Below are 22,800 nucleotides of genomic sequence, written 5' to 3'. Positions count from 1 at the left end.
TTGTTTCATTTGGGGAGGCTAAAGAAAAATTCACTTCCTTTTTGAAATTCACTGTTCACCCAAATTTTTCCACCATTTTTTTCCACAAATTCCTTACATAAAACCAACCCCAATCCGCTTCCTTTTTCCTTGGAGGTCCCAATTTTTGAAACAGTGTCCAAATTGAACAGTTTTTCAAGGTCTTCGGGCTGCATTCCTATGCCGCTGTCTTTTACGGACAGGATCATTGAATCCGCGGATTCTTCACAAGAAATGGTTATTGTGCCATTGGGTTCGGTGAATTTAATCGCATTCGAGATCAGATTTCTGATGACCGTTAATATCATGTCATAATCGGCAACGGCGTTGCAGGATTCCTTAAGCTCATGCAGGAGTTCGATGTGTTTGTGTTGCGCCATATTTTCTAAAAAAGCAGTACAGTCATGGATCATTTTACTGAGATCCAGCGTAACGGGATTAAATTTCAGTTCATCTTTTTGACTGCGTGCCCAGAGCAATAAATTTTCCAGCAAATTAAAGGAATTTTGGGCACTTTCGTGGATCATTTGAATCAATTGGTTTTTCTTTTCTTCCTTCATGGTCTGCGACTGTTTCATCATCATTGCCGAGACCCCCGCGATACCCGACAAGGGGTTTTTCAAGTCATGGGCGATGATCGAAAAAAATCTGTCTTTCATGGCATTCAGTTCCTGAAGTTTTATCGCGTTTTTTTGAAGTTCAAGCTGGAGGAAATGTACTTTGAGATGCATATCAACCCGGGCTTTGACTTCCTCAATTTGAAAGGGTTTGGTGATATAATCTGTTCCTCCGGCGATGAAACCCTTGACAATATCCTTTGTTTCATTCAACGCGCTGATAAAAATGACCGGTATTTCTTTCAATTTTTCATTTTCCTTAAGTCGGCGGCAGACTTCATACCCATCCATCTCCGGCATCATGATATCCAGGATAATCAGATCTGGAGGTTCTTTTTCTGCCGCATGCAAGGCCAGTTTTCCACTTGGAACCGGTCGCACCTTAAAGTTGAAATCTTTAAGCATATCGCTCAAGACTTTAAGGTTAGCGGGAGTATCGTCTACAATCAGAATATTGAGCGGACTATGCCCTGAGGTGTTAATGACAGTCATGGTTTTCCTCCAATTTTGTAAAGATGTGTTGCAACGTATCATAGTCATAATTTCGAGCCAGCATTTTCAGATGCTGTGACAGTTCGGTATTTCCTTCGAGTTCGTCCATCAGTTCAAGCAGACGGTCTAAATCCGCGACACTAACGGCATCCTGCATTCGCAGTATCAAAGCCTTGGGTAGTTTGACCACGACATCATGGAACATTCCGTTTTCCATGAGAAATTTTGTAATTTTGGAAGAAAGACGAGGGTTCAGTTCTTCGGACTGCACGTTTGACTGTATGCCATTTTGCTTATGTCCCAGTGCCAGATTCACCGCGTTCATCAGCTCATTGATCTGGATGGGTTTTGTAATGTAGCGGAAAAATCCCGCTTCGATGCCCTTTTTGATATCATTCGGCATGGCATTCGCGGTGAGGGCAATGGTGGGGATGCTCAAGGTGGCTGGATTGGAACGCAGGATTTTCAGGACTTCAAAACCGTTGATATCAGGCAGATTGATGTCTAACAGGATGACACGCGGATGATTGGCGTAGGCCATTTCGATCCCGAGTTTTCCATGATTTGCTGTCAGCAGGTTTATCTCCGGATGGCGCTCCATGATTTGCTCAACCAGTTTCAGGTTGGCGGGGTTGTCCTCAATATAGAGCAGGGTGTGTGGCCCCTCTCCTGTGATGGTATGCAGTTGGGGCAATTTCATGGTGTTGATCTGTGCCACTGAAACTCCTGGCGCAGTAGTTGAGTTGAGTTCAATCCAGAACACGCTTCCCCCGCCAACGGTACTTTCCGCACCGATTGTGCCCTGCATCAGTTCAATCAATTGTTTGGCCACCACGAGGCCGATCCCTGTGCCTTCCTCAGTGCCTGTTTCCTGCCCAAGACGATTGAACGGCTGAAAGAGTTGCTCCACTTGTTCGGGTTTCAGGCCATCGCCGGTGTCCTTGACGCTCACGCGGATTCTCCCCGGCGTTGCGTCGACGACAGATAACTCAAGGGTTCCTTGTTTGTTGTTGTATTTGATCGCATTGGACAGCAAGTTGATGAGAACCTGCTTGACACGGATTCGATCCGCATAGACAAAGACCGGAATATCAAATGGGGGAAAGATCATCTTGAGTTCACGCTGTTGCGCCTGTTGGTCAAGCATGCTCCGACATTCGCCAACGACGGACCCCAGCGATACATGTTCCATCGACAGCGGCACATGCCCGGACTCGATCTTCGCCAGATCGAGGATTTCGTTGATCAACTTCAGTAAATGCCATCCGGATTTAAGAATCTCGGCTAAACTTTCCTGCTGGTCCAGTGTTGGTGGCGGAGTGTTGGACTCCATCAACTGGGCGAATCCGAGAATGGCATTGAGCGGACTGCGCAGTTCATGACTCATGCTCGAAAGAAAGTCTGATTTTGCGTGGTTGGCTTTTTCCGCTACCGATTTCGCGTTTTCCAACTCTATATTCTTTTCATGGAGCTCTTGATCCAGAAATTTTCGTTCAGTGATGTCCCGCGCTGCGGCAAACACTCCCTGCAACTTCCTGTCCCGATCATAAAAAGTGGTAGCATTGAGGGAGACTTCAGTTTCCACACCGTCCCTGGACAGCGCTGTAAGTTCATAGTTGATGACATTTTTTTCAGTCAGTGCCAGTTTAATGCCGGCCTCAGCTAGTTCCGGATCGGTGAAGTAATTACTGAAGGGGGCTCCAATCAATTCATCCCGTGAGCAACCGGTAAGTTTCTCTGTCTGTTTATTGACATCGGTGATGATGCTGGTTGGATCGGTGGTCATCAGGGCATCGATATTGGATTCAAACAGGGAGCGTGTATAGAACTGTTGGTCACGCAGACGTTGGCTGAGCCGTTTCTGTTCGGCCTCGATCTCTTTGCGTGCGGTATTATCGGTACCGATCAACAAATAACCGATGATCACGCCTTGAGTATCGCGCAACGCTGTGACCGAAACGACTGCCGGAAAACGGCTGCCATCTTTCCGGATGTAGGTTAATTCGTAGATATCCTCAATCGTGCGGGATGCTTTGAAAACCAGTGCCTCAAAGCCTAGGGCGATCGTGGTTCCGAATTCAAGGCTCAACAATTTCGCACGGTTTATCAATTCCTGGGAATCGGAAATATCTGCGGGTGTGATCTTGTTCACCACTTCAGTGGCTTCGTAGCCCAGCATACGCTCGGCGCCAACATTGAAGATTTGAATAACCCCCATCTCATCGGTGGCAATACTCGAGAAGTTTGCGCTGTTGAAAATTGCGTTCTGCAGGGCGCTTGCTTTGAGCAATGCCTCTTCTGCCTGCTTGCGTGCCGTATTATCCGTGCCGATCAGCAGATAACCGATGATCGTACCCTGGATATTGCGCAACGCTGTGATTGATACGACTGCCGGAAAGCGACTGCCATCTTTTCTAATGTAGGTTAATTCGTAGACATCCTCAATTGTGCGCGAAGCCTTGAACACCAAGGTCTCAAAACCCGGCGCAATCGTGGTTCCAAACTCAATGCTCAACGCTTTAGCACGCGTTATCACTTCTTCCGAATCAGAAATGTCGGCGGGTGTGATCTTATTCACCACTTCAGCGGCGGCATAGCCCAACATACGCTCGGCGCCGACATTGAAGATTTGAATGACCCCCATCTCATCGGTGGCAATACTCGAGAAGTTTGCACTATTGAAAATCGCTTTCTGTAAGGCACCTGTTTTGAGCAGGATGGTTTCGCTATTAACGGCTTTGATGGTTTGATCCGTACCAGAGGTTTCAGTAAGCACCTCAGCCTCGAATTTGTTATCGGACATGGTGCACCCTGTTCAATGTTGAAATTATTCTAAGGCATGTTCAAAAAAATAACTTTGCATTATAGCAGATTTACCCTGCATCTGATACTCGTAAAACTACGTGATTCCTTAGCAATAGCAATAATTAACCCGGTTTCTACGTGTTGGCCTGAAGCGTTATCAATGTTTCAACTCTGAGTAATCGTCGCAATCATCGCCCGAGTCAGCAAGGCATCAGTTCCCGGACGCAATGCCAGATGAATGTTGGCCACCCTGGCGGTTTCGGATTTTCTGGGATCAATCACCACCAATAGTTTTTCAGGATTGCTGGAAAACTCTCTGAGCACATTGGGTGCCTGTGGCATCTGGTGATGGTGCTGATAACTGGCAATGCTGGTGCCTTTCCGGCAAACATAGCCCTGACTCCCCGGATAGGTTTTATCACCCTTGGACCGCACAATTCGATTGTTTTCAACAAGAACCTCCAATCCACAATTTTGAGCGCAAAGATTACAGGTGGTATGGTGTCATTGTTTCATAAGTTCCTTTCAGCAATCCGATTGTTAATAAATTTCCTTCCGAACAAAACTATTTGTTAGAGTAAATTTCACATAGCTATTATACGTATCAATAGTATATTCAATAAAAAAATTTATATTCAACCGGTCGACTCGCATCAATCCCGGATGAGTCTGAGTTTCACTGAGATTTTGATTGCATAATTATCCTGTTTTTTTTATGGTGACCCTTCCTTTCAACATAATTCAATTTCAAAGTTATTTCACAATATGGAGGCGTAGTGAGACAATTCAAATGGCAATGGCTCGGGATATTTTCATTAATCATGCTTGTGACCAATTCAGCATGGGCGTTAAGAATTGGTGTGGTGGATCTTAACCGGGCATTGAATGAATCTGAAGAAGGCATCCGTTCCAAAAATATTCTGGAAAGCAAGGGGCGACAAAAACAGCAGGATATCAAACTGGAAGAAGAAGAATTAAAAACTCTGGCCGAGGAATTGAGTAACAATCCCTTGCTGAATCCGGAAACCAAACGCCAGAAAGAAGAAGAACTTCGGCAACGACAACAAAATTTACGAGGAAAAATCCAGCAATTCCAACAGGATATCCGTACCGAAGAACGACGTCTCACCGAAGAAATTTTCAAGGAACTGAAAACGGTCATCCGGTCTGTTTCCATTGCGGAAAAATATGATGTGGTGCTGGAAAAAAACGCGGCGGAAGTGATTTTATACATGAAAGAAGATAAAGATGATTTTACCCAGAAAATCATTGATCGCTACAATGCGTTGAAAGCTGAAAAGCATTGATCTGAATCTGAGATTGAAAAATATAACAAAACTGGAGTGTTATGCTTGATCTGGAAGCAATTAAAAAAGTATTGCCGCATCGTTATCCATTTTTGCTGGTGGATCGGATTCTGGAAATCCAACCGGGGCAATACTGCAAAGCCCTTAAAAATATTTCCGCAGGCGATCCTGTGTTTGAAGGACATTTTCCGGGAAACCCGGTCATGCCTGGTGTGCTGATGGTGGAGGCTCTGGCTCAGACTGCCGGGTTTGTGATCCATTCAAGCCTTGAAAATCCACCGGAAAATTTTCAGGTGCTGTTTGGCGGACTGGACAATGTACGCTTCAAAAAGCAGGTGGTTCCAGGGGATCAACTGATTCTGGAAACAACCTTCAAAAACAAAAAACGGAATTTGTGGATTCTGGAAGGAAAAGCCACTGTTGACTCAAAAATTGCGGTGATTGCTGAAATCAAACTCGCCATCATTGAATAACTCAGGAGACAAAGCAACAGCAAAAGAATAAGTTGTAGAAATTGTAATTCAGGCCTGTAGAGACGAGCGATTCGCGCGTCTCTACGTGTACGGCAGAAATGATGTTCTGGAAAGTTTTCCATTTTATTTTAAAGGTTCCCAAGTATGTTTACCATTGAACAGGTCAATAAAATTGCCGAGTTGTCTTCGTTGACACTGACCGCAGAAGAAAAAATCCAGTTTGCCCAACAATTCAGTCAGGTTCTGGATTATTTTGAAAAACTCAACACACTGGATCTTCCCCAAGATCTTGAAGACCGGGATGAACAATTCTGTAAAATTTCAAGGGAGGATGTTTTAAAGGAATCAAGCGTAACGCCTGACAGTTTCAGCCCCTATCTTCACAATAACCTGTTCAGAGTTCCCAAAGTCATTGACCAGGGTTAATCCATCCATGTTTCTGAACCATGAACTACTCACAGCCCCGTACTGATTCAGCGGGATATTGGGGACTTGGTCTTCTGATCGCGTTACTGATTCATGGTGTTCTTCTTTGGAAAACAGCCCCATGGTTTGAGCAATCCACCCGGGATGATCGTCCGCTGGAAGTGGAACTGATGGACCTTCCACCCAAGGCCAAGCCTTCGCCCCCACTTGTCAAAACTCTGCCCAAACCTGAACAACCCCCTCAACCTGTTCCACAACAGGAAAAACATGAGGACATCCCGCAACCTCCGGATATAAAACCGCCAAAACTTCTGAATGATCTGATTCAAGAACAGGAATCAGAAAAATTAAGCATGAAACTGTTGCAAAGCACCCAGAAACTCCAGGGGTCCACAGAGAGGGAACAACCACAGCAGGAACCTCCCAAAGGAATTGCGGAAACCAATTCCAAACCTGCGGAAAAAATGTTGCAACCAGAGGAACCAGTCCCCCAGGCGAAAAGTGTGAACAACGACATTCAAGAACCGCAAGCTTTGCCACCCCCCGAGAATACCGTGAAACAAGAGCAATCGGTCGCAATGCTGTCTCAATCTCATCCGGAACCCGAAGCTTCGATCATACCCCAACCAACCGCGGAACAGCCTGTCTTTGAACCGCTTCCCCCCAATTATTTTCTGAACCCGGATTTCAACAAACCCCACGAAACGCCACCGACCCCCACGCCCAAACGTCCTACAGGCAAAAGTTTTCCCAACAAATCCACCGCAAAAAAAACGGTCAATCACAGTCCGCCTCCACCCGGAAGTCCTGAAGCCAAAGGTGTGGGGCCAAATACATTTTTTACGCTGAGCAATTATGACTGGCCGTATGAATCTTACATGGGACGCTGGGCCAAGGCCCTGATTTATAACTGGAGAAATAATCTGCCGATGGATTACATGATGGGTAAGGTTCCCGGAGGCGGTGAGGTGTTTGTGAAGGTATCGCTCAACAGAGATGGTTCCCTGAAAAATTTTGAAGTGACTCAGGTCCTTGGTGCTTCTGGAGAAATGGAAGAATCCGTATTGAGCGCAATCCTGGGGGCATCCAGTCTGCCTGCGTTGCCGGATGATTTTGAGGATCAGGAACTCCAGGTACATTTCAGATTTGTCTATCCGGCTGTACGCGCAGAACCGAGATGATGAATAACCAGTTGTCCACAGATTTATTAATTTCAGGATTGGTCACATTTCCGTTCACAACACTTCGGAATACGCAAAAAATAACTTCCATAACTTTTCAAAAGACATTTCCTGCCGGGCATGCGTAGAGACGTGCTATAGCGCGTCTCTACAGACCTGGCAAGGGAGCGTGTGATAAAAACTTTGGGCAGTTATTCTTTTGTGGTTCCTTAGTGGCAAACATGTGTGTTCGCCCTGCTCCCGGTCAAACACACAAGTCTGCCCCACTTTATTCCCCCTTTACCTTGGTTTTCTGGTTTGTTACAGATGTGAGTGACACCTCCTTGAATTTTTTGTCACTAAGTAACTCCCTGAAAGGTACGTTATGGGCGCCGTTAAATATATCTCAGCATGGTCCGTTCTACTCTTTTTATTGCTCTCAGCAACCTCCAGCATCAAGGCCGAACCAACCTCGATCAAAAACCTTCCTGAAGCGCTCAAACCATGGGTTCCATGGGTTCTGCATGAACAGAAACAACAGAATTGCCCCTTTTTATACAACCAGTTTCAGCAACGACACTGTGTCTGGCCTTACAGTCTGAAAATCTATGCCCATGAAACAGGTGGACGCTTCATTCAGGCGTTGGACGTGTATCAGGCAGGATGGACTGAATTGCCCGGGAAATCCGGACATTGGGCACAGAATGTGACGATCAAAGGCAAACCTGTCCCGGTAAGGCAACTGGACAACCGATCCGAAGTTTGGCTGGACGCTGGAACCCATGAAATTGAAGGACTATGGGAATGGGACACCTTACCGGAATTTTTGGAGATCAGCCCCAATACCGGCCTGATTGAATTGTGGGTGGGTAAAACAGAAATCAGGACACCCCGCTTTGATACACAGGGAATGCTGTGGTTGAATCAACCGGCTGACAAGGCGACACCGCCACCTGTTGTGGAAGAAGATTCTGTTCGCTTCAGGGTTTTCCGACTGATTGAAGATCAGGTTCCACTCCTCATTCACACACATCTGGAACTGGATGTGTCAGGAAAAACCCGTGAAATCGAGATTGATCCCGGAACTTTTGGCAAAACGATTGCCTTCGCCTTGAACAGTCCTCTGGCTGTCAGAATGGAAGAAAACCATTCCATGAAAATTCAGGTACGCCCCGGACACTGGAACATCCGTTATTCTGTCCGGTCCAGTGAACCGTTGAATCAATTGCGGGTTGAATCCCGTGATGACCGGATGCCAAAGCAGGAAATCTGGAGTTTTTTTTCTCATCCGGAACTCAGGGTTGTTCAGGTGGAAGGTGGAACCTCGGTGGATCCGGGACAAACCTCCATGCCGCCCGAATGGAGGAATTATCCTGCCTGGTTGGTACTGCCCGGTGAAGCGCTCACCCTCAATGAAAAAAAACGGGGACGACAGCCTGAACCCGATCAACTGGGCCTGGAACGCCAGTATTGGCTCAATTTTGAAGGCACAGGTTTCAGTGTTCTGGATCAATTGCAGGGGCAGATCCGCCAAGGCACTCGCCTTGACATGAACGAAATTTTTCATCTGGATCGAGTGACCCTCAATGGCCGTGACCAGCTCATCACCCGGATCGCGGAGAATGCTCCTGCGGGCATTGAAGTTCGTCCGGGGCAAATCAATGTTCAATCCGAAAGCTCACTGATCAGGGATTCGATGTCTCTGCCGGTGGTTGGCTGGAAGAAAGATCTGCAATCACTGAACGCTCGACTGCATCTTCCTCCGGGTTGGACCCTTTGGGGTGTTCAGGGCACAGACACCACCCAAACTTCATGGATCGATCGATGGACCTTGCTGGATTTGTTTGTGGTGTTTCTGATTGTGTTTGCCTCGTTTCGCTTGTGGGGTTGGAAAGCCGGTCTGTTGACAATGGTCACCATGACCTTGATTTATCAGGAACCCCAGGCTCCACGCTGGGTATTTCTGCATATTCTGGGCGCCGTTGCGTTATTGAGGGTTCTCCCTGTGGGAAAATTCAGAAGATTTGTGCACACATGGCGGATTCTGGCTCTGGTCAGCCTGATTTTTGCGGCATTGCCGTTCATGATTCAGCAGTTGCGTCAAGGGTTGTACCCCCAACTGGAAAATCAATGGCAGGTCATGGATGTGGAAACCATGTTTCAGAATTATCTACATAATCCGGGAATGTCAGGACGTGTCGGAATTTCTTCCGCCTTGAAAGCCAAACGGAGCATGCCAATGGCCGATGAACAGGAAATGGATGGTTTCTCTCAGGTTGAACCTCAACGTGAAATGAAAGGATACAATGCTTTGCCTGAAGCACCCATGATGCTTTCCATGGAAAAACAGGAGCAGGACTGGAATGAAATGGATCCGAAATCCCAACTTCAAACAGGCAGTGGTATTCCCTTATGGCATTGGCAAACGATCAATCTCGGATGGAATGGACCTGTGCCGCAAAATCAGAAAATAACATTATGGCTCACGCCTCCCTGGGTCAATTTGCTGTTGGCTTTCCTCAAGGTCATCCTTCTGGGGGTGATGATTGTATTCTTTCTGGAATTTCACTGGTCAGACCGAAACAAATATTCGTTTAAAAATTTAATGAATTTATCGCTGTCCCTGTTTCTGCTGTTGGGGGTTGTCAGCAGTTTTTCCCCCTCTGTGGCACAGGCCCAGTTTCCTCCCGAGGGCTTGCTGAAAGAACTTCAAAATCGGCTGACCCGACCGCCCGAATGTTTGCCCCAATGCGCGACTGTCACCAAGGCCTGGTTTGAAATGACTCCGGATGAGCTGAGAGTCCGCTATGAAGTTCATGCGCTGGAACATATTGTGATGCCGTTGGGAGGCAGTATTCAGTCCTGGAAATTAAATACCCTTATGGTCAACGGGAAACCCTCTTCGATAACACGATTGTCCAACGGTCAGATTGCCACGGCGCTGGAACCGGGAATTCAACAGATCATTATTTCCGGAAAAATTCTTGATCAGCGCGTGATTGATTTTAATTTTGAAGTGATTCCGCAGAGGGTGACTGTCACTTTGGAAGGCTGGCGTGTTGAAGGAATTCTGGCTGACAACAAGGTTGGTCCGTCCCTGCAATTTTTCCGCCTTCAGAAACAGGTCAAAGCCAGTCCGGATGAACCGCAGGTTCTGCAAACGCAGGCCTTGCCGCCTTTTTTACAGGTAAAACGGGAATTACTGTTTGAATTGACATGGAAAATTCAGACGACGATCACGCCCATGAACGTGTCTGATTCGTCGGCCATTGTGGAAATTCCTCTGCTGGAGGGCGAATCCGTCATGAGCGAGGCGATTCAGGTTAAAAATGGCAAGGCACTCATCCATCTTGCTCCGGGAGAGTCCACATCATGGAATTCAACCTTGCGGTTTCAAGAACAGCTCGAATTAAAAGCGCCATCCATGCTGGCATGGCAGGAAGTCTGGCTGTTGAATGTCAAACCCGTGTGGCATGTGGATTATCAGGGAATTCCTCCACTGAACAATTTGAGTCGTCAGGGCTTGTGGGTTCCTGAATGGCGGCCGTGGCCCGAAGAATCCATCCAGTTGTCAATTCATCGCCCTGAAGCCGTGGAAGGCGCGACCATGACCGTCGATTACACTCAACTCCACATGACTCCGGGGCAACGCCATGTGGAATATCGCTTCAAGTTCCATCTGCGTTCCAGCAAGGGCGGCGAATACACCATCCGACTGCCTGAGGACAGCCAGTTGAATCAGGTGCTGATCAACCGAATTCCCCAGGTGCCCCGAATGGAGCAGAATCAGTTGGTGTTGCCTGTCATGCCGGGAAATCAGATCATGGATCTTTCCTGGAATCAACAGCAGGATCTTTCCACACAGACCAAAACCCCCGCTCTGAAAATGGCAACTCCGGTAGTCAATTCCGATATTCAGGTACGGATGCCCGGAAACCGCTGGATTTTATGGGTCAGTGGTCCGCTGATGGGGCCGGCGGTGTTATTCTGGGGAACCCTGCTGATCATTCTGCTGGTCAGTGTGGGACTCGGAAAAACGACCATCACGCCACTTAAATCCCTGCACTGGATATTGCTCGGACTGGGACTGGCGCCTGTCATGCCGGAAGCGTTTCTGCTGGTCACAATCTGGTTGTTTGCGATCGGCTGGCGACGTTCGATGGATCAGTCCGGATCAACGTTCCGATTCAACATACTCCAGCTCGGGTTGGTGCTACTCACGTTTGGCTCTTTGGGGGTGTTGCTGTACACCATTCAGCAGGGATTGCTCGGGTCTCCGCAAATGCAGATTTCAGGAAACGGCTCCAACGGCACCATTCTGAGATGGTATCAGGATCAGTCGGCCTCAACGCTGACGCAAGCTCAGGTGATTTCATTGCCCCTGTGGGTTTATCGTGGATTTATGCTGTTTTGGGCCATCTGGCTGGCATCCATGCTGATCTCATGGGGCAAATGGAGTTGGGAATGTTTCAGCACCAATGGCTACTGGAAAACGATTGTCTGGCGACAACCCCGGGACAGGAAATCAGATACCCCCAACAAACTTCAGTCTGAGACACCGGAACAAACACCGGAACAACTTTGATTCTTTAATTACAAGGACTTTATGAAACGTTTGAATATCATTGATACTGTTTTTTTGCAGATTGAAACACGCGAACAATTGATGCATGTGGCCAGCGTACTGATTTTAAAGAAACCGGAATCTTATGACGGTGATTATTTTAAAGATCTGGTCACAGGAATGAGGCAGGTGAAACAATTCATTGAGCCTTTCAATCAAAAACTGAAATACCCGCCATTCAAACTCGGCTTGCCTCATTGGGTGGTGGATGACAACATTGATCTGGATTTCCATATCCGTCATTCCGCCATTCCCGGCCCAGGTAGCTATGAACAACTTTATACGCTGATTTCAAGACTGCACAGCTCCCTGCTCGACAGAAGTCGGCCCTTGTGGGAATTTCACATCATTGAAGGACTGGAAGGTGACAGATTCGCCATTTATTTCAAAGTCCACCACGCCTGTATTGATGGCCTCGGCAGGATGAAGGCCATTCAACGAATACTGAGTACATCCCCTGAAAACCGGAAAATCCGTGCGCCATGGCAGGCCGTACCTGATGAGAAAAAAGACAACAATGAGTCTGTAGAACAAGCGTTTCTGGAGAGGATAAAAGCCCAGATCAGCACTGTTCCTGAATTGATCAATCTGCTGTTGCGTTCCACAGGATACCTGACTGAACCACATAAAATGAAAGCACCGCTTCCGTTCAATGCTCCGGTGTCTTCCATCAACGTGGTCACCTCCGCACAGCGACGGTTTGCGAGCCAGGATCTGTCACTGGCTGAAATCAAACAAATTGGTAAAAAAATGGGCGCAACCGTCAATGATGTGGTCATGGTCATCTGCTCAGGAGCCTTGCGTCATTATTTGCTGAAACATCATGATCTGCCTGAAAAATCACTGATCGCCTTTGTGCCTGTGTCGATTCAAACCCAAAGCAAAGGGCATGTGAGCAACCAGTTGAGCAATATTCTCTGTAAACTGGGAACTGATGTTGCGGACCCGCTGGAACGTTTGCGAATTATCGTGGAGTCTTCCAGGGAAGGAAAAGAAAAAATCAGTGGTCTGTCCAAAGAAGCGGCTCAAAATCTCATGCTGATTCTGCAAAGCCCGATGTTCACCATTCAGTTGCTTCAAATGCAAAACCAGACGGTACCAGCCTTCAATCTGGTCATTTCCAATTATCCGGGTCCTAAAGAACAACTTTATCTGAATGGTGCGACGATGGAAGCCATTTATCCGGTCTCGTTCTTATTCGGTGGGCAGGGATTGAATATCACAGTGACGAGCTATCATGGAAAATTATGTTTTGGACTGTTAGCGTGCAGGGATGGCATTCCCAAAATTCAGGAACTTGCTAAGTATCTGTCAGAATCCTTTGAGGAACTGAAACGTGCTGTGGATGGAAAAACAGGAATGTAGAAAAAAACGGTCCCAACGAGGATGATGGGACCGTGAATTTTTTTCAGAGATAATCTGAGAGATTAACCCAAAACGGCAAGCAACACACCGGCAGCGACCGCTGATCCCAGTACCCCGGAAACGTTGGGTCCCATGGCGTGCATCAGCAGGAAGTTTTGGGAATTGCTTTCCAGACCGACCTTGTTGACCACCCGTGCCGCCATTGGAACCGCTGAAACTCCAGCCGCGCCAATCAGTGGATTGATGGGATCTTTGGATACATTATTCATGATTTTGGCCATCAGTACCCCTCCGGCTGTTCCCATACAAAAAGCCAGGAATCCCAGCACGAGGATACCGAGTGTTTCCAGATTAAGGAATTTGTCGGCTGATAATTTGCTGCCAACACCCAATCCCAGGAATATGGTCACAATGTTGATCAAGGCATTCTGGGCTGTTTGCGAAAGTCGTTCAACCACCCCACATTCACGGAGAAGATTGCCAAACATCAACATACCAATCAATGGTGCCGCCGAGGGCAACAGCAGAATACACAAGCCAAGCACCAGCAACGGAAACAGAATCTTTTCCCGCTTGGACACATAACGGAGTTGCTCCATTTTGATTCCACGTTCTTTTTCGGTGGTCAGGGCTTTCATGATCGGTGGTTGAATGATGGGAACCAGAGCCATGTACGAATACGCCGCAACCGCGATCGCGCCCAGCAACCGGGGAGAGAGTTGACTGGCCAGAAAAATAGAGGTTGGACCATCAGCACCACCAATGATTCCGATAGAGGCGGCATCACGGATGGTAAAGTGGATACCTGGAATATATTCGCTCAGTGCCAAAGCACCGATGAGTGTTCCAAAGATTCCTACCTGAGCGGCCGCACCCAACAGCGCTGTTTTGGGATTAGCGATCATCGGACCAAAGTCAGTCAGGGCACCGACTCCCAAAAAGATCAACAAGGGAAAAACACCCGTTGAAATCCCGACATCAAAAGCATATGCCAGGAGCCCACCTGTTTCAGCAATTCCAGCCAGTGGAATATTGGACAGCACCGCACCAAATCCGATTGGAATCAATAATAGGGGTTCAAAATCCTTGTTGATGGCCAGATAGATCAACAATAACCCCACACCGATCATCAAAATCCGTCCCAGACCATCGGTCCAGTCATGGATTTGTCCATTGATCAAGGCGGCAAGTCCAGTGGAATCAAACAGATTTTTCATCAGTTTGCCAAAACTTGGCAAAGCTGCCGATTCCTTGCTTTCCGATTTTTCCGCAATGATCACATTGGTGGCAACGACCCCCAGCGATTGTCCCATGGTGACTTCATCATATTGCTGAATGGTAACGCTGGTCACCTGGCCCGAAACGCCAGAACGCAAAACGGTCTTATTGCCATCAGCCCCCTTGATCACAGCCAGTTTGTCACCACTGTAAATAAATTTTCCCGCATTGATTTCTACCCTCAGAACTTTTCCGCTAAGGGGAGACGTAATATTTACCTGTTCTTCTGCCCACACTGTCGCAGAGAACAACATCAAACATAAAACCCCTAACCAACCGTATTTCATAATTCACTTTGATTGAAAGTTGAAGACGCTTATGGAATCACCCCGAACTTGTCGGGGTGCCCTAAAAAGCAAAGGGAAAGAACATTAACCAATGGTCACCAACGGATTTCCAGTCTGCACGGTATCACCGGGACTGACATGAATTTCCAGCACTTTTCCAGCTTTGGGAGTTTTGACAGGATTTTCCATTTTCATGGCTTCCATGACCAACAGAACCTGTTCCGCAGCGACAGTATCACCCACAGTGACTTCAATTTTCAGAATGTTTCCAGGCGCAGGCGCATTGACATCCAGACCAGCAACTTTGGGTGCGGCAGGCGCGGCAGGCGCGGCTGATGGGGCGGCCTGAATTCCACCGGCATCAGACACTGTGACCTGATAATTCTGTCCATTGACCAGAATAGAATAGTTTCGTGGGCCAGAGGCGGGTTGGGCTGCTTTGGGTGCTGATTTGACTTCAACGGCAGCTTCTTTCTTTTTCTCTTCTGAAATTTTACGAACATTGACTTTGGCCTTGCCTTGCAGGAATTCAAGTCCTTTGGTTTCGCAACTGGCAATAATGAACAGATTTTCATCATTGACAGGAAGATTGTTGTCTTTAAGAACTTTTTCCGCTTTGGGAATTCCAGCTTCCAGAATATCCAGTGGATCGCCATCAAATGGTTTTTTACCCAGTTGTTCGGCCGCCAGACGAACAACTTCCGCATCCGGTTTCACAGGAGTTCTTCCGAAATATCCAAGCACCATATCGCCGTAACCTTTGGTGATGGTTTTCCAGCGACCTTGTGTCACATTGGTATAGGCCTGTTGAAAATAGAACTGGGAAACAGGCGTTACAGATGTCGCAAAACCTCCCAACCGGACGACTTCCGACATTTCCTTGATCACTTGAGGATACAGATGCAGTGTGCCTGTATCACGCATCATCATGGTGTTAGCGGTCAACGCACCACCGGGCATGGGGGCCAGAGTAACCATAGGCGTGATCATTTTGGCTTCTGGTGGAACAAAGTAATCACTCATGGCTTGTTCAAAAGCATCAGCAGCCTTGAGAACTTTTTCATAATCCAGATCCAGTGTGAAATCGGTTCCTTTCAACGCATGGATCATCGACAGCATATCAGGCTGGCAGGTTCCGCCGCTGCAAGGACTTTTGGAAAGATCAATTCCATCCGCGCCACCTTCGATCGCAGCTTTGTATTGTGAGATGCCGAGGCTGGCGGTGTCATGTGTGTGACACCACAGAATGGTTTCCGGAGGAAGCATCTTGCGTGCGCTTTTGAACGTTTCATACACTTTGGCTGGATTGGCGATGCCTGACGCATCCTTGAAACAGATGGAATCAAACGGGATTTTCAGTGCCAGAATATCTTTCAGGGTTTTCATATAAAATTCCGGAGTATGAGCGCCTTCTGAACCCGGAGGAAGATCCATGACTGAAATTACAATCTGGTGTTTCAAGCCATGATGCTTGATCCGTTCACCTGAATATTGCAGGTTTCTTGCGTCATTCAACGCGTCAAAATTTCTGATGGTGGTCATGCCGTGTTTCTTGAACATTTTGGCATGAAGATCAATCATGTCTCTGGGTTGTTGGCTGAGCGCCACGACGCTGATACCACGAGCCAAGGTCTGAAGATTGGCATTGGGGCCTGTTTCCTGGCGAAAGCGGTCCATCATGTCAAACGCGGATTCATTACAATACAAAAACAGACTTTGAAAACGGGCACCACCGCCAGCTTCAAAATGCTCAATTCCCGCTTCCACACTGGCTTTGAGCGCCGGCATGAAATCTTTAGTCAGCACTCGGGCACCAAAACAGGACTGAAAACCATCACGAAATGAAGTATCCATAAATTTAATTTTTTTCACATTTCCTCTTTGAAATGGGGGTTGATAAAAAGCATTATTTAGCGATTACGATCTGCTTCGAAGGCGTCAATCGCTGCGGCAAACACTGCGACAGGTACGGACCCTGCGGTTTGAACGGCTGATGTAGGAGCCAATTTTTTCCTTTTTTTATCACGCAACTCCTGTTCCTGTTTGAGCATGGCGAGACGTTCTTTTTCAGAATGTTCCCGCGTAAGATTAGAAACAAGGTTGATGCCAAGAATCATGATGATCAGAAAAAGATAAACGGTGACCATTCCCATGACCAATAACTGCAATCCATCCATTATCATAAAAAACATCCGTTCATGAATTGTGATAAACAATCTGACAAACTCCACAATGGAGTGCTTCCATGAGGGGACTAACTCACCTGAAAGCTTTGATGTACCCTTAGCGAAAGTCCCTGTTGTTTGCAAGAGCATAGTGGATTATTTTTTGAAGAAGGCCCCGAGACAGGTCATAAAAATCATTACAAGCAAAATCCATTTAAGCGTTTTCTGGTGAGCTTTCAGCGCAAACCAAACACTGGCCTGCACGCCAACGATGGCTCCCACACAAAGAATGAGTCCCGGAATCCATAAAACCTGATCTCTCCAGATAAACACAACCAAGGCAATTGTGCTGAAAATGAGGGTTGCTGTCATTTTCAACGCGTTGGCTTTCACCAGATGATAACGCAGGATTCCCGTGAGTGAAAAAAGTAGAATATATCCCACTCCCGCCTGAACAAACCCTCCATAAATTCCGGAAAGGAACAACGCGACGTTTCCGGCAGGTTTCTGCTTCAATGTGAAGGGAATTTCATCCAATCCGGGTTCCAGAACAGACGGCATGATCACCATGATCAACGCCATGAAAATCATAACAATCAACAATGCAGGCTTCAGGAATGTCAGTGGGAGAAACGAAGCCAGCAAGGCACCAATCAGGGAACCGCTTGCCGTAGGAATCAAGACAGGAATGATCGCGGAAACGTCCAGTTGCTGGTGCTGATGGAACCGCATAGCCCCAAAAGCGGATTGGCCCCAGATGGACACTCTGTTGGTCGCATTGGCAAGGTCAGCCGGCATCCCTGACAGCATGAGTACGGGCAAGGTCAGCATGGACCCACCACCTGCCAGAGTGTTCACAAATCCGGCAATGACTCCAACCGCCAGCAACAACAATGCGTATTCCCATGTTATCATTGTCATAAAAATCAGTTGTTTTTGTGTGGGAAAACATGGCAGGAGGTCATTGAACCAGCAAACTGAACAACGTATCTGTCACATATTTTGATTTTAAAAGAAGGGGGTCTTACCGTGGATTATCTATGACCCTTTCAATGGCTTTACGGATTTGTTCCCGCACTGTTTCATCCCCGACTTCCTCTTCCTTGATCGTCAAGGCGCTGCCAAACTGCATATAACGTGAAGGCATGCTGTTCAGGGTTAACGCATAAATATCTTCAATATCCAGATCAGTGAGTTTTCTGAATTTAAATTCGCTGAGGACTTCGGGGATCAATGCGGCCACGCGTTCCTCATTGTGATTATAAATATGTCCAACACTCACTCCGTTGATAATAAATTCCCGTTCCATAGATCCTGAGTCAGAGGTAGTTAACTTTATGCCGGAATGGCAAGGTCGAGAGGACACGCACCGGGTGCTGATAATAATGAATCGTAACTCCGGCTTCGTGCCATTTTGTTATATTTCGGTTTAAGCCGGTGAAGAGGCGGAACTTTCTTTAAGTTGATTCAGTTTTTTATAGGCCTCCCCTTCAGTTCCAGCGATATTCAAAAATTTATCCAGTCGTGTCATGCTGAAGGTTTCCTGATTTTTTTTATTCACATTATATAGAATCAGGAAGGCATTGCGTTCTCTTAGAAACTGAAACACGGAAACAACAAACCCGATTCCTGTTGAGTCAATAATATCTACTTTTTCAAAGTTGATTAAAATTGCGTGTAAGGCTTCATTGCTTAAAAAAGGTCGTATATAATTTTTTGTAGCCTTGACACCATCCAACGCGATATTTCCATCAATTTCGATCACACACACATCATTTTCAATTCGATGGCTGATTTCCATACTTTCCTTCCAAATGTCTTATTCAAAAAATCACATCAGTGTTACAAACTTGTTGGCATGAAGCTTTGCGATGACCACATGGCGCCTCAATCAAACGACTGTTGGCACATTCACAGCGGCCACTCCACTGAGGGTCAACCTCATACGTTCCAGGCATCAAATCCAGTGGGATTTTTGTTATTTCCGAATCACAAACCGTACCTTGCCGCCATTGGTCAGTCAGTTTTTTCTGAGAAGGAATATACGCCTTGGGTGAGTACTTTCCACATTGCTGAAGACAACCGCTGAATACTTCATAACAGCCGGGGCCTTCAATGAAAAAATCTGTTTCCCGGCATGATTTTGCCCCCCATAACGGATGTTGTCTGACACAACTCACCAGACAACTCTCTGCTTCTTTAGCAAATACATTCAGGCAGTAAAAGATAAAAAACATCAGGCAGATCAGGAAACATTCTTTTTTTGATAAACATTTCATCCGCATATTCATGTTAGCACCATTTCTAAAAAGTTTGTCGTCCGGAAAATGCCTGTAACATGGTGGTATCATCCACATATTCCAGATCCCCCCCCGAGGGCAAACCTCTTGCCAGTCTGGTGATTTTCGGAACAATTCGCTCAAACTGTTCCTGAAGAAACAGAGACGTTGCCTCACCCTGAACCGTTGGATTGGTCGCGATGATCAACTCCTGAACGTTGCCTGTTTCAATTCGGTCATGGAGTTGACGAATTCGGAGTTGATCGGGCCCCACACCGTCCAGCGGTGAGATGGCCCCCATCAGAACATGATAAACACCACGGAACACCCCACTTTTTTCAATTGAAAAAATATTATTGGGCTGTTCTACAATACAAATAATTTCATGCGGTCGTTTCCGGCAAATCAAACAGGGATTCTGATCGGTGAAGGAACCGCAAATATGACAAAATTGAATTTTTTCACTCACATCCAGCACAGCTTGTGCCAAACGGTGAGCTTCCTCTTTAGAATAGCGCAAAATACCGAAAGCCAGCCTTTGTGCGGTTTTGCGACCAATGCCGGGTAACCGGGACAATTCTCTGACCAAACGGTCCAGTGATTCAGGCAGTTCCATTCAGACCTTTCATTCAGGATTGAGCATCAAAATGCAATTCAGGCTGTCGAGCCTCACTCATGATCATTCCCAGCGGATGCAACCTTTTCAGTTTTTGTGAACTGTCAGGCTCCCATTCCTCAGGATAGGGCTCAACCTTATGCGGCAACGCCATGATATTGAGGCGCCTCAGATATTCCAGTTCTGCTTGCTGAACTCGTACCAGCATCTTTTTTTCCGGACCAAGAAGACGTAGAATCTCAAGGGGAATATCTGTTTTTTCAAACCATTTTTCCAACATCTTCAAATTTCGGGTTACAATGGTATATTCCGCTCTGATATCAATTTTCACCTCACATTCTGTAACCATTGAACCACAACGGTTATGGATCCTGCCATCTGGCATTCGGACTTCTGTATATTCCAGGGTTTCACATTTAGGGCATTTCAACCAGACAAGGTATCCTTCAAGTAGAAAATTTTGCTTTTCCTGTGCTTTCTGAAGCCGTTTTTCGGCAAAACTGATGACTTTTCCCATGAATCAAAATTCCCTGAAAGAGTGAATCGTTTTTGTTGAACCGGGATAAACAATCACATGCTAAGGTCTTTCACAAGACATCATTCATGTTCAATTATTTCCAAATAAAATTGCGACATCCACTAATTTAGCGGTGGTTTCAGGATTGAAAAGGCTTCGACCCAAATCAATTCACAAGCACCATTTCCAGTGTCTTCACGTGTCAGCGAACTTTTCCAGTGCCATCCATCTGCTCTGTCAATCCTGACAAGGCGGCCTTTGAAACCGATCAAATCCCCTTGATTCACACGATCCAGTTGTGTTGCAACTTGATCATTGGCAGGAATGAAATGCATATTCGCGCTATGTGTTTCAATCTCTCTGCGTGGAATCGGAAAAGTAGCAACCTTCCAGAAATAAAACCGATTGTACTGTGATATATCCACATCCTGAAGAATCGCTTCATCAGACATGCGTCCCCATCCCAAGGCCAGATCCACAGGGGATAGTTTTGCGCCTTCATCAGAATAATATTTTTTTGAAAGCACTTTTGCCCTTGCCTGAAACAGTGCAATTGCAGTGATTACAAATTCGTCATGATTAAATACTTCTGTGGTTTTCAACTCCTGTTGGAAGGGTTCTTCAGGAACCAGCACACCAGGACCGTAATGCACAGTCCGATTGAGCCACCAATGAAATAGAATACCGCCTAAACAACTGAGGATTATAATGCGGGTTATCATAAATTCTGCATGGATAATTCTTATCTGGAGATCAGTTTCACATTCAATGTTTCCATTAATCTATTAACCTTTTCCTGGAACAACGTTTCCAATTTGATATTGACAAAAAAAAGTGGATATTCGCAACGTTTTATTCGTTCTTAGGTTACAATCCGTGATTATTTCATTATTCCACAAGGAACATCATGTCTCAACAAAACCATGACAATCTTCAGTCACATTTCCGAACCTGCCCATTATGCGAGGCAATTTGCGGAATTGAAATCCAGACGCGTGGCTCTGAAATTGTGTCCATCCGTGGTGATGCGGAGGATTCGCTGAGTCGGGGGCATATCTGCCCGAAAGCTGTGGCTCTGCAAGATCTGCAAAATGATCCCGACCGCTTGCGTCAACCCTTGAAACGCACCGAGTCAGGCTGGAAGGAAATCAGTTGGGAGGAAGCGTTTGATGAAGTCGCCACCCGGTTGAAAGACATCCAGAATTCCTTTGGAAAATCAGCGGTGGGCGTCTATCTTGGGAACCCCAACGTCCACAATCTGGGTGCTATGATTTTTGGCCCGATGTTTGCCAAAAGCCTGAGAACCCGTAATAACTTTTCTGCCACATCAGTTGACCAATTGCCACATCAGCTTGTTTCGTTGCTCATGTATGGACATCAACTCCTGATTCCTATCCCGGATGTGGAACGCACCCGATTCCTGGTGATTCTGGGAGGGAACCCCTTGGCGTCCAATGGAAGCCTGATGTCCGTTCCTGATATTGGTAAACGTTTGCGTGAAATTCAGGATCAGGGCGGGGAAGTGGTTGTCCTTGATCCGCGACGTACAGAAACAGCCAGGGTTGCCTCCCGTTACATTCCAATTCAGCCCGGTTCAGATGTTTTGTTGCTGGCCGCCATGATTCATACCCTGTTCCAGGAAAATCTGGTTCATTCAGGCCGGTTGGAAATTATGATGGAAGGGGTCGAAGCCATTCAAGCGATTGTGGAACCGTTTGCACCGGAAAAAGTGAGTGAATTTACAGGAATCTCCGCGGATACAATCCGGCAACTGGTTCGAGATTTCCGCAAAGCGGAATCCGCGGTGCTGTATGGCCGAATGGGTGTTTCCACCCAGAAATTCGGGGCTTTGACCCAATGGCTGATTCAGGTCTTCAATATTTTGACAGGCAATCTGGATCGGGAAGGTGGAGCCATGTTCACCAAACCTGCCGTGGATATCGTGGACATCACCGCGAGAATGGGACAAAAAGGGCATTATGCTATTCGTCGGAGCCGTGTTCGAAAGCTTCCTGAATTTGGCGGTGAATTCCCGGTGGCCACACTGGCTGATGAAATTTTGACCCCTGGTGAGGGCCAGATCCGAGCGCTGGTGACCCTTGCGGGAAATCCTGTTTTGTCCACGCCGAATGGAAAACGTCTGGACACCGCACTGGAACAATTGGATTTCATGGTTTCCATTGATTTTTATCTCAATGAAACAACCCGCCATGCCAACATCATTCTGCCTCCGACCTCGCCACTGGAACCTGTGATTGATCAGGATGCCCAGGCGCTGCTGGAACGCTGGCAAAAACTGGTCATGCTCGGTGAAGCGCCTCAGGGTGCGTTTGACGCTCGGCTTGAACAGCTTGGCTTGACTCATGAAACC

The 22,800-nt window shown here is 46.8% G+C and carries 20 protein-coding genes; 7 read left to right on the top strand and 13 right to left on the bottom strand.

What is annotated here, in order from left to right; genetic code table 11:
• Positions 1–5: 5 nt before the first annotated feature.
• The 3 genes from HQM11_14825 to HQM11_14815 form a co-directional block, all read right to left on the bottom strand.
• Complete coding sequence (locus HQM11_14825) at positions 6–1,127, bottom strand: hybrid sensor histidine kinase/response regulator (protein MBF0352304.1); 1,122 nt, start codon at positions 1,125–1,127, stop codon at positions 6–8.
• Positions 1,114–3,930 carry a PAS domain S-box protein gene (locus HQM11_14820; protein MBF0352303.1) on the bottom strand — a complete coding sequence of 939 codons (2,817 nt, stop codon included), beginning with the start codon at positions 3,928–3,930 and terminating at the stop codon, positions 1,114–1,116. Before HQM11_14820 ends, HQM11_14825 begins: the two co-directional genes overlap by 14 nt.
• 167 nt (positions 3,931–4,097) lie before the next feature.
• Positions 4,098–4,397, bottom strand: coding sequence for a hypothetical protein (locus HQM11_14815; protein MBF0352302.1), 300 nt, complete (start codon positions 4,395–4,397; stop codon positions 4,098–4,100).
• Positions 4,398–4,708: 311 nt separating this feature from the next.
• Between HQM11_14815 and HQM11_14810 the strand changes: the two genes are divergently transcribed.
• The 6 genes from HQM11_14810 (at position 4,709) to HQM11_14785 (ending at position 13,287) form a co-directional block, all read left to right on the top strand.
• On the top strand, positions 4,709–5,239 hold the full coding sequence (locus tag HQM11_14810) for an OmpH family outer membrane protein (protein MBF0352301.1): 531 nt from the start codon (positions 4,709–4,711) through the stop codon (positions 5,237–5,239).
• Between the two features lie 41 nt (positions 5,240–5,280).
• Positions 5,281–5,712: a 3-hydroxyacyl-ACP dehydratase FabZ gene (fabZ, locus tag HQM11_14805; protein ID MBF0352300.1), complete on the top strand. Its 432-nt coding sequence runs from the start codon at positions 5,281–5,283 to the stop codon at positions 5,710–5,712.
• Between the two features lie 144 nt (positions 5,713–5,856).
• On the top strand, positions 5,857–6,138 hold the full coding sequence (locus HQM11_14800) for an aspartyl/glutamyl-tRNA amidotransferase subunit C (GenBank protein ID MBF0352299.1): 282 nt from the start codon (positions 5,857–5,859) through the stop codon (positions 6,136–6,138).
• Between the two features lie 20 nt (positions 6,139–6,158).
• Positions 6,159–7,319: a TonB C-terminal domain-containing protein gene (locus tag HQM11_14795; protein MBF0352298.1), complete on the top strand. Its 1,161-nt coding sequence runs from the start codon at positions 6,159–6,161 to the stop codon at positions 7,317–7,319.
• A 364-nt stretch (positions 7,320–7,683) separates the two neighbouring features.
• A complete protein-coding gene (locus HQM11_14790; GenBank protein MBF0352297.1) occupies positions 7,684–11,883 on the top strand; it encodes a hypothetical protein in 4,200 nt (1,399 codons plus the stop codon).
• Positions 11,884–11,904: 21 nt separating this feature from the next.
• Positions 11,905–13,287, top strand: coding sequence for a wax ester/triacylglycerol synthase family O-acyltransferase (locus tag HQM11_14785; GenBank protein ID MBF0352296.1), 1,383 nt, complete (start codon positions 11,905–11,907; stop codon positions 13,285–13,287).
• A gap of 62 nt (positions 13,288–13,349) precedes the next feature.
• Here HQM11_14785 and HQM11_14780 read toward each other — a convergent pair whose 3' ends face one another.
• The 10 genes from HQM11_14780 to HQM11_14735 all read right to left on the bottom strand — a co-directional run bounded on the left by HQM11_14780 (position 13,350) and on the right by HQM11_14735 (position 21,151).
• On the bottom strand, positions 13,350–14,852 hold the full coding sequence (locus HQM11_14780; GenBank protein ID MBF0352295.1) for a sodium ion-translocating decarboxylase subunit beta: 1,503 nt from the start codon (positions 14,850–14,852) through the stop codon (positions 13,350–13,352).
• Between the two features lie 84 nt (positions 14,853–14,936).
• The gene (locus HQM11_14775; protein ID MBF0352294.1) at positions 14,937–16,706 is read right to left on the bottom strand and encodes a biotin attachment protein; all 1,770 of its coding nucleotides are present in this window, start codon (positions 16,704–16,706) and stop codon (positions 14,937–14,939) included.
• Between the two features lie 56 nt (positions 16,707–16,762).
• On the bottom strand, positions 16,763–17,035 hold the full coding sequence (locus HQM11_14770) for an OadG family protein (protein ID MBF0352293.1): 273 nt from the start codon (positions 17,033–17,035) through the stop codon (positions 16,763–16,765).
• 138 nt (positions 17,036–17,173) lie between these two features.
• Positions 17,174–17,932, bottom strand: coding sequence for a sulfite exporter TauE/SafE family protein (locus HQM11_14765; GenBank protein MBF0352292.1), 759 nt, complete (start codon positions 17,930–17,932; stop codon positions 17,174–17,176).
• A gap of 109 nt (positions 17,933–18,041) precedes the next feature.
• Positions 18,042–18,326: a late competence development ComFB family protein gene (locus tag HQM11_14760; GenBank protein ID MBF0352291.1), complete on the bottom strand. Its 285-nt coding sequence runs from the start codon at positions 18,324–18,326 to the stop codon at positions 18,042–18,044.
• A 120-nt stretch (positions 18,327–18,446) separates the two neighbouring features.
• Complete coding sequence (locus tag HQM11_14755; protein MBF0352290.1) at positions 18,447–18,818, bottom strand: STAS domain-containing protein; 372 nt, start codon at positions 18,816–18,818, stop codon at positions 18,447–18,449.
• A 22-nt stretch (positions 18,819–18,840) separates the two neighbouring features.
• Entirely contained in the window at positions 18,841–19,296 is a 456-nt protein-coding gene (locus tag HQM11_14750) for a hypothetical protein (protein MBF0352289.1), read from the bottom strand.
• A gap of 25 nt (positions 19,297–19,321) precedes the next feature.
• Positions 19,322–19,912, bottom strand: a complete 591-nt coding sequence (gene recR, locus HQM11_14745; protein MBF0352288.1) for a recombination protein RecR — start codon at positions 19,910–19,912, stop codon at positions 19,322–19,324.
• 13 nt (positions 19,913–19,925) lie between these two features.
• A complete protein-coding gene (locus HQM11_14740; protein ID MBF0352287.1) occupies positions 19,926–20,429 on the bottom strand; it encodes a hypothetical protein in 504 nt (167 codons plus the stop codon).
• 122 nt (positions 20,430–20,551) lie between these two features.
• Positions 20,552–21,151, bottom strand: coding sequence for a hypothetical protein (locus HQM11_14735; GenBank protein ID MBF0352286.1), 600 nt, complete (start codon positions 21,149–21,151; stop codon positions 20,552–20,554).
• 185 nt (positions 21,152–21,336) lie between these two features.
• Between HQM11_14735 and HQM11_14730 the strand changes: the two genes are divergently transcribed.
• Positions 21,337–22,800, top strand: a 1,464-nt coding sequence (locus HQM11_14730; GenBank protein MBF0352285.1) for a molybdopterin-dependent oxidoreductase, incomplete at its 3' end; no start/stop codon positions are given.

This window comes from SAR324 cluster bacterium (assembly GCA_015232315.1).
Taxonomy (GTDB): domain Bacteria; phylum SAR324; class SAR324; order SAR324; family NAC60-12; genus JADFZZ01.
The sequence above is the reverse complement of the archived record's forward strand: the minus strand, read 5'-3'. Positions and strand labels throughout refer to the sequence as shown.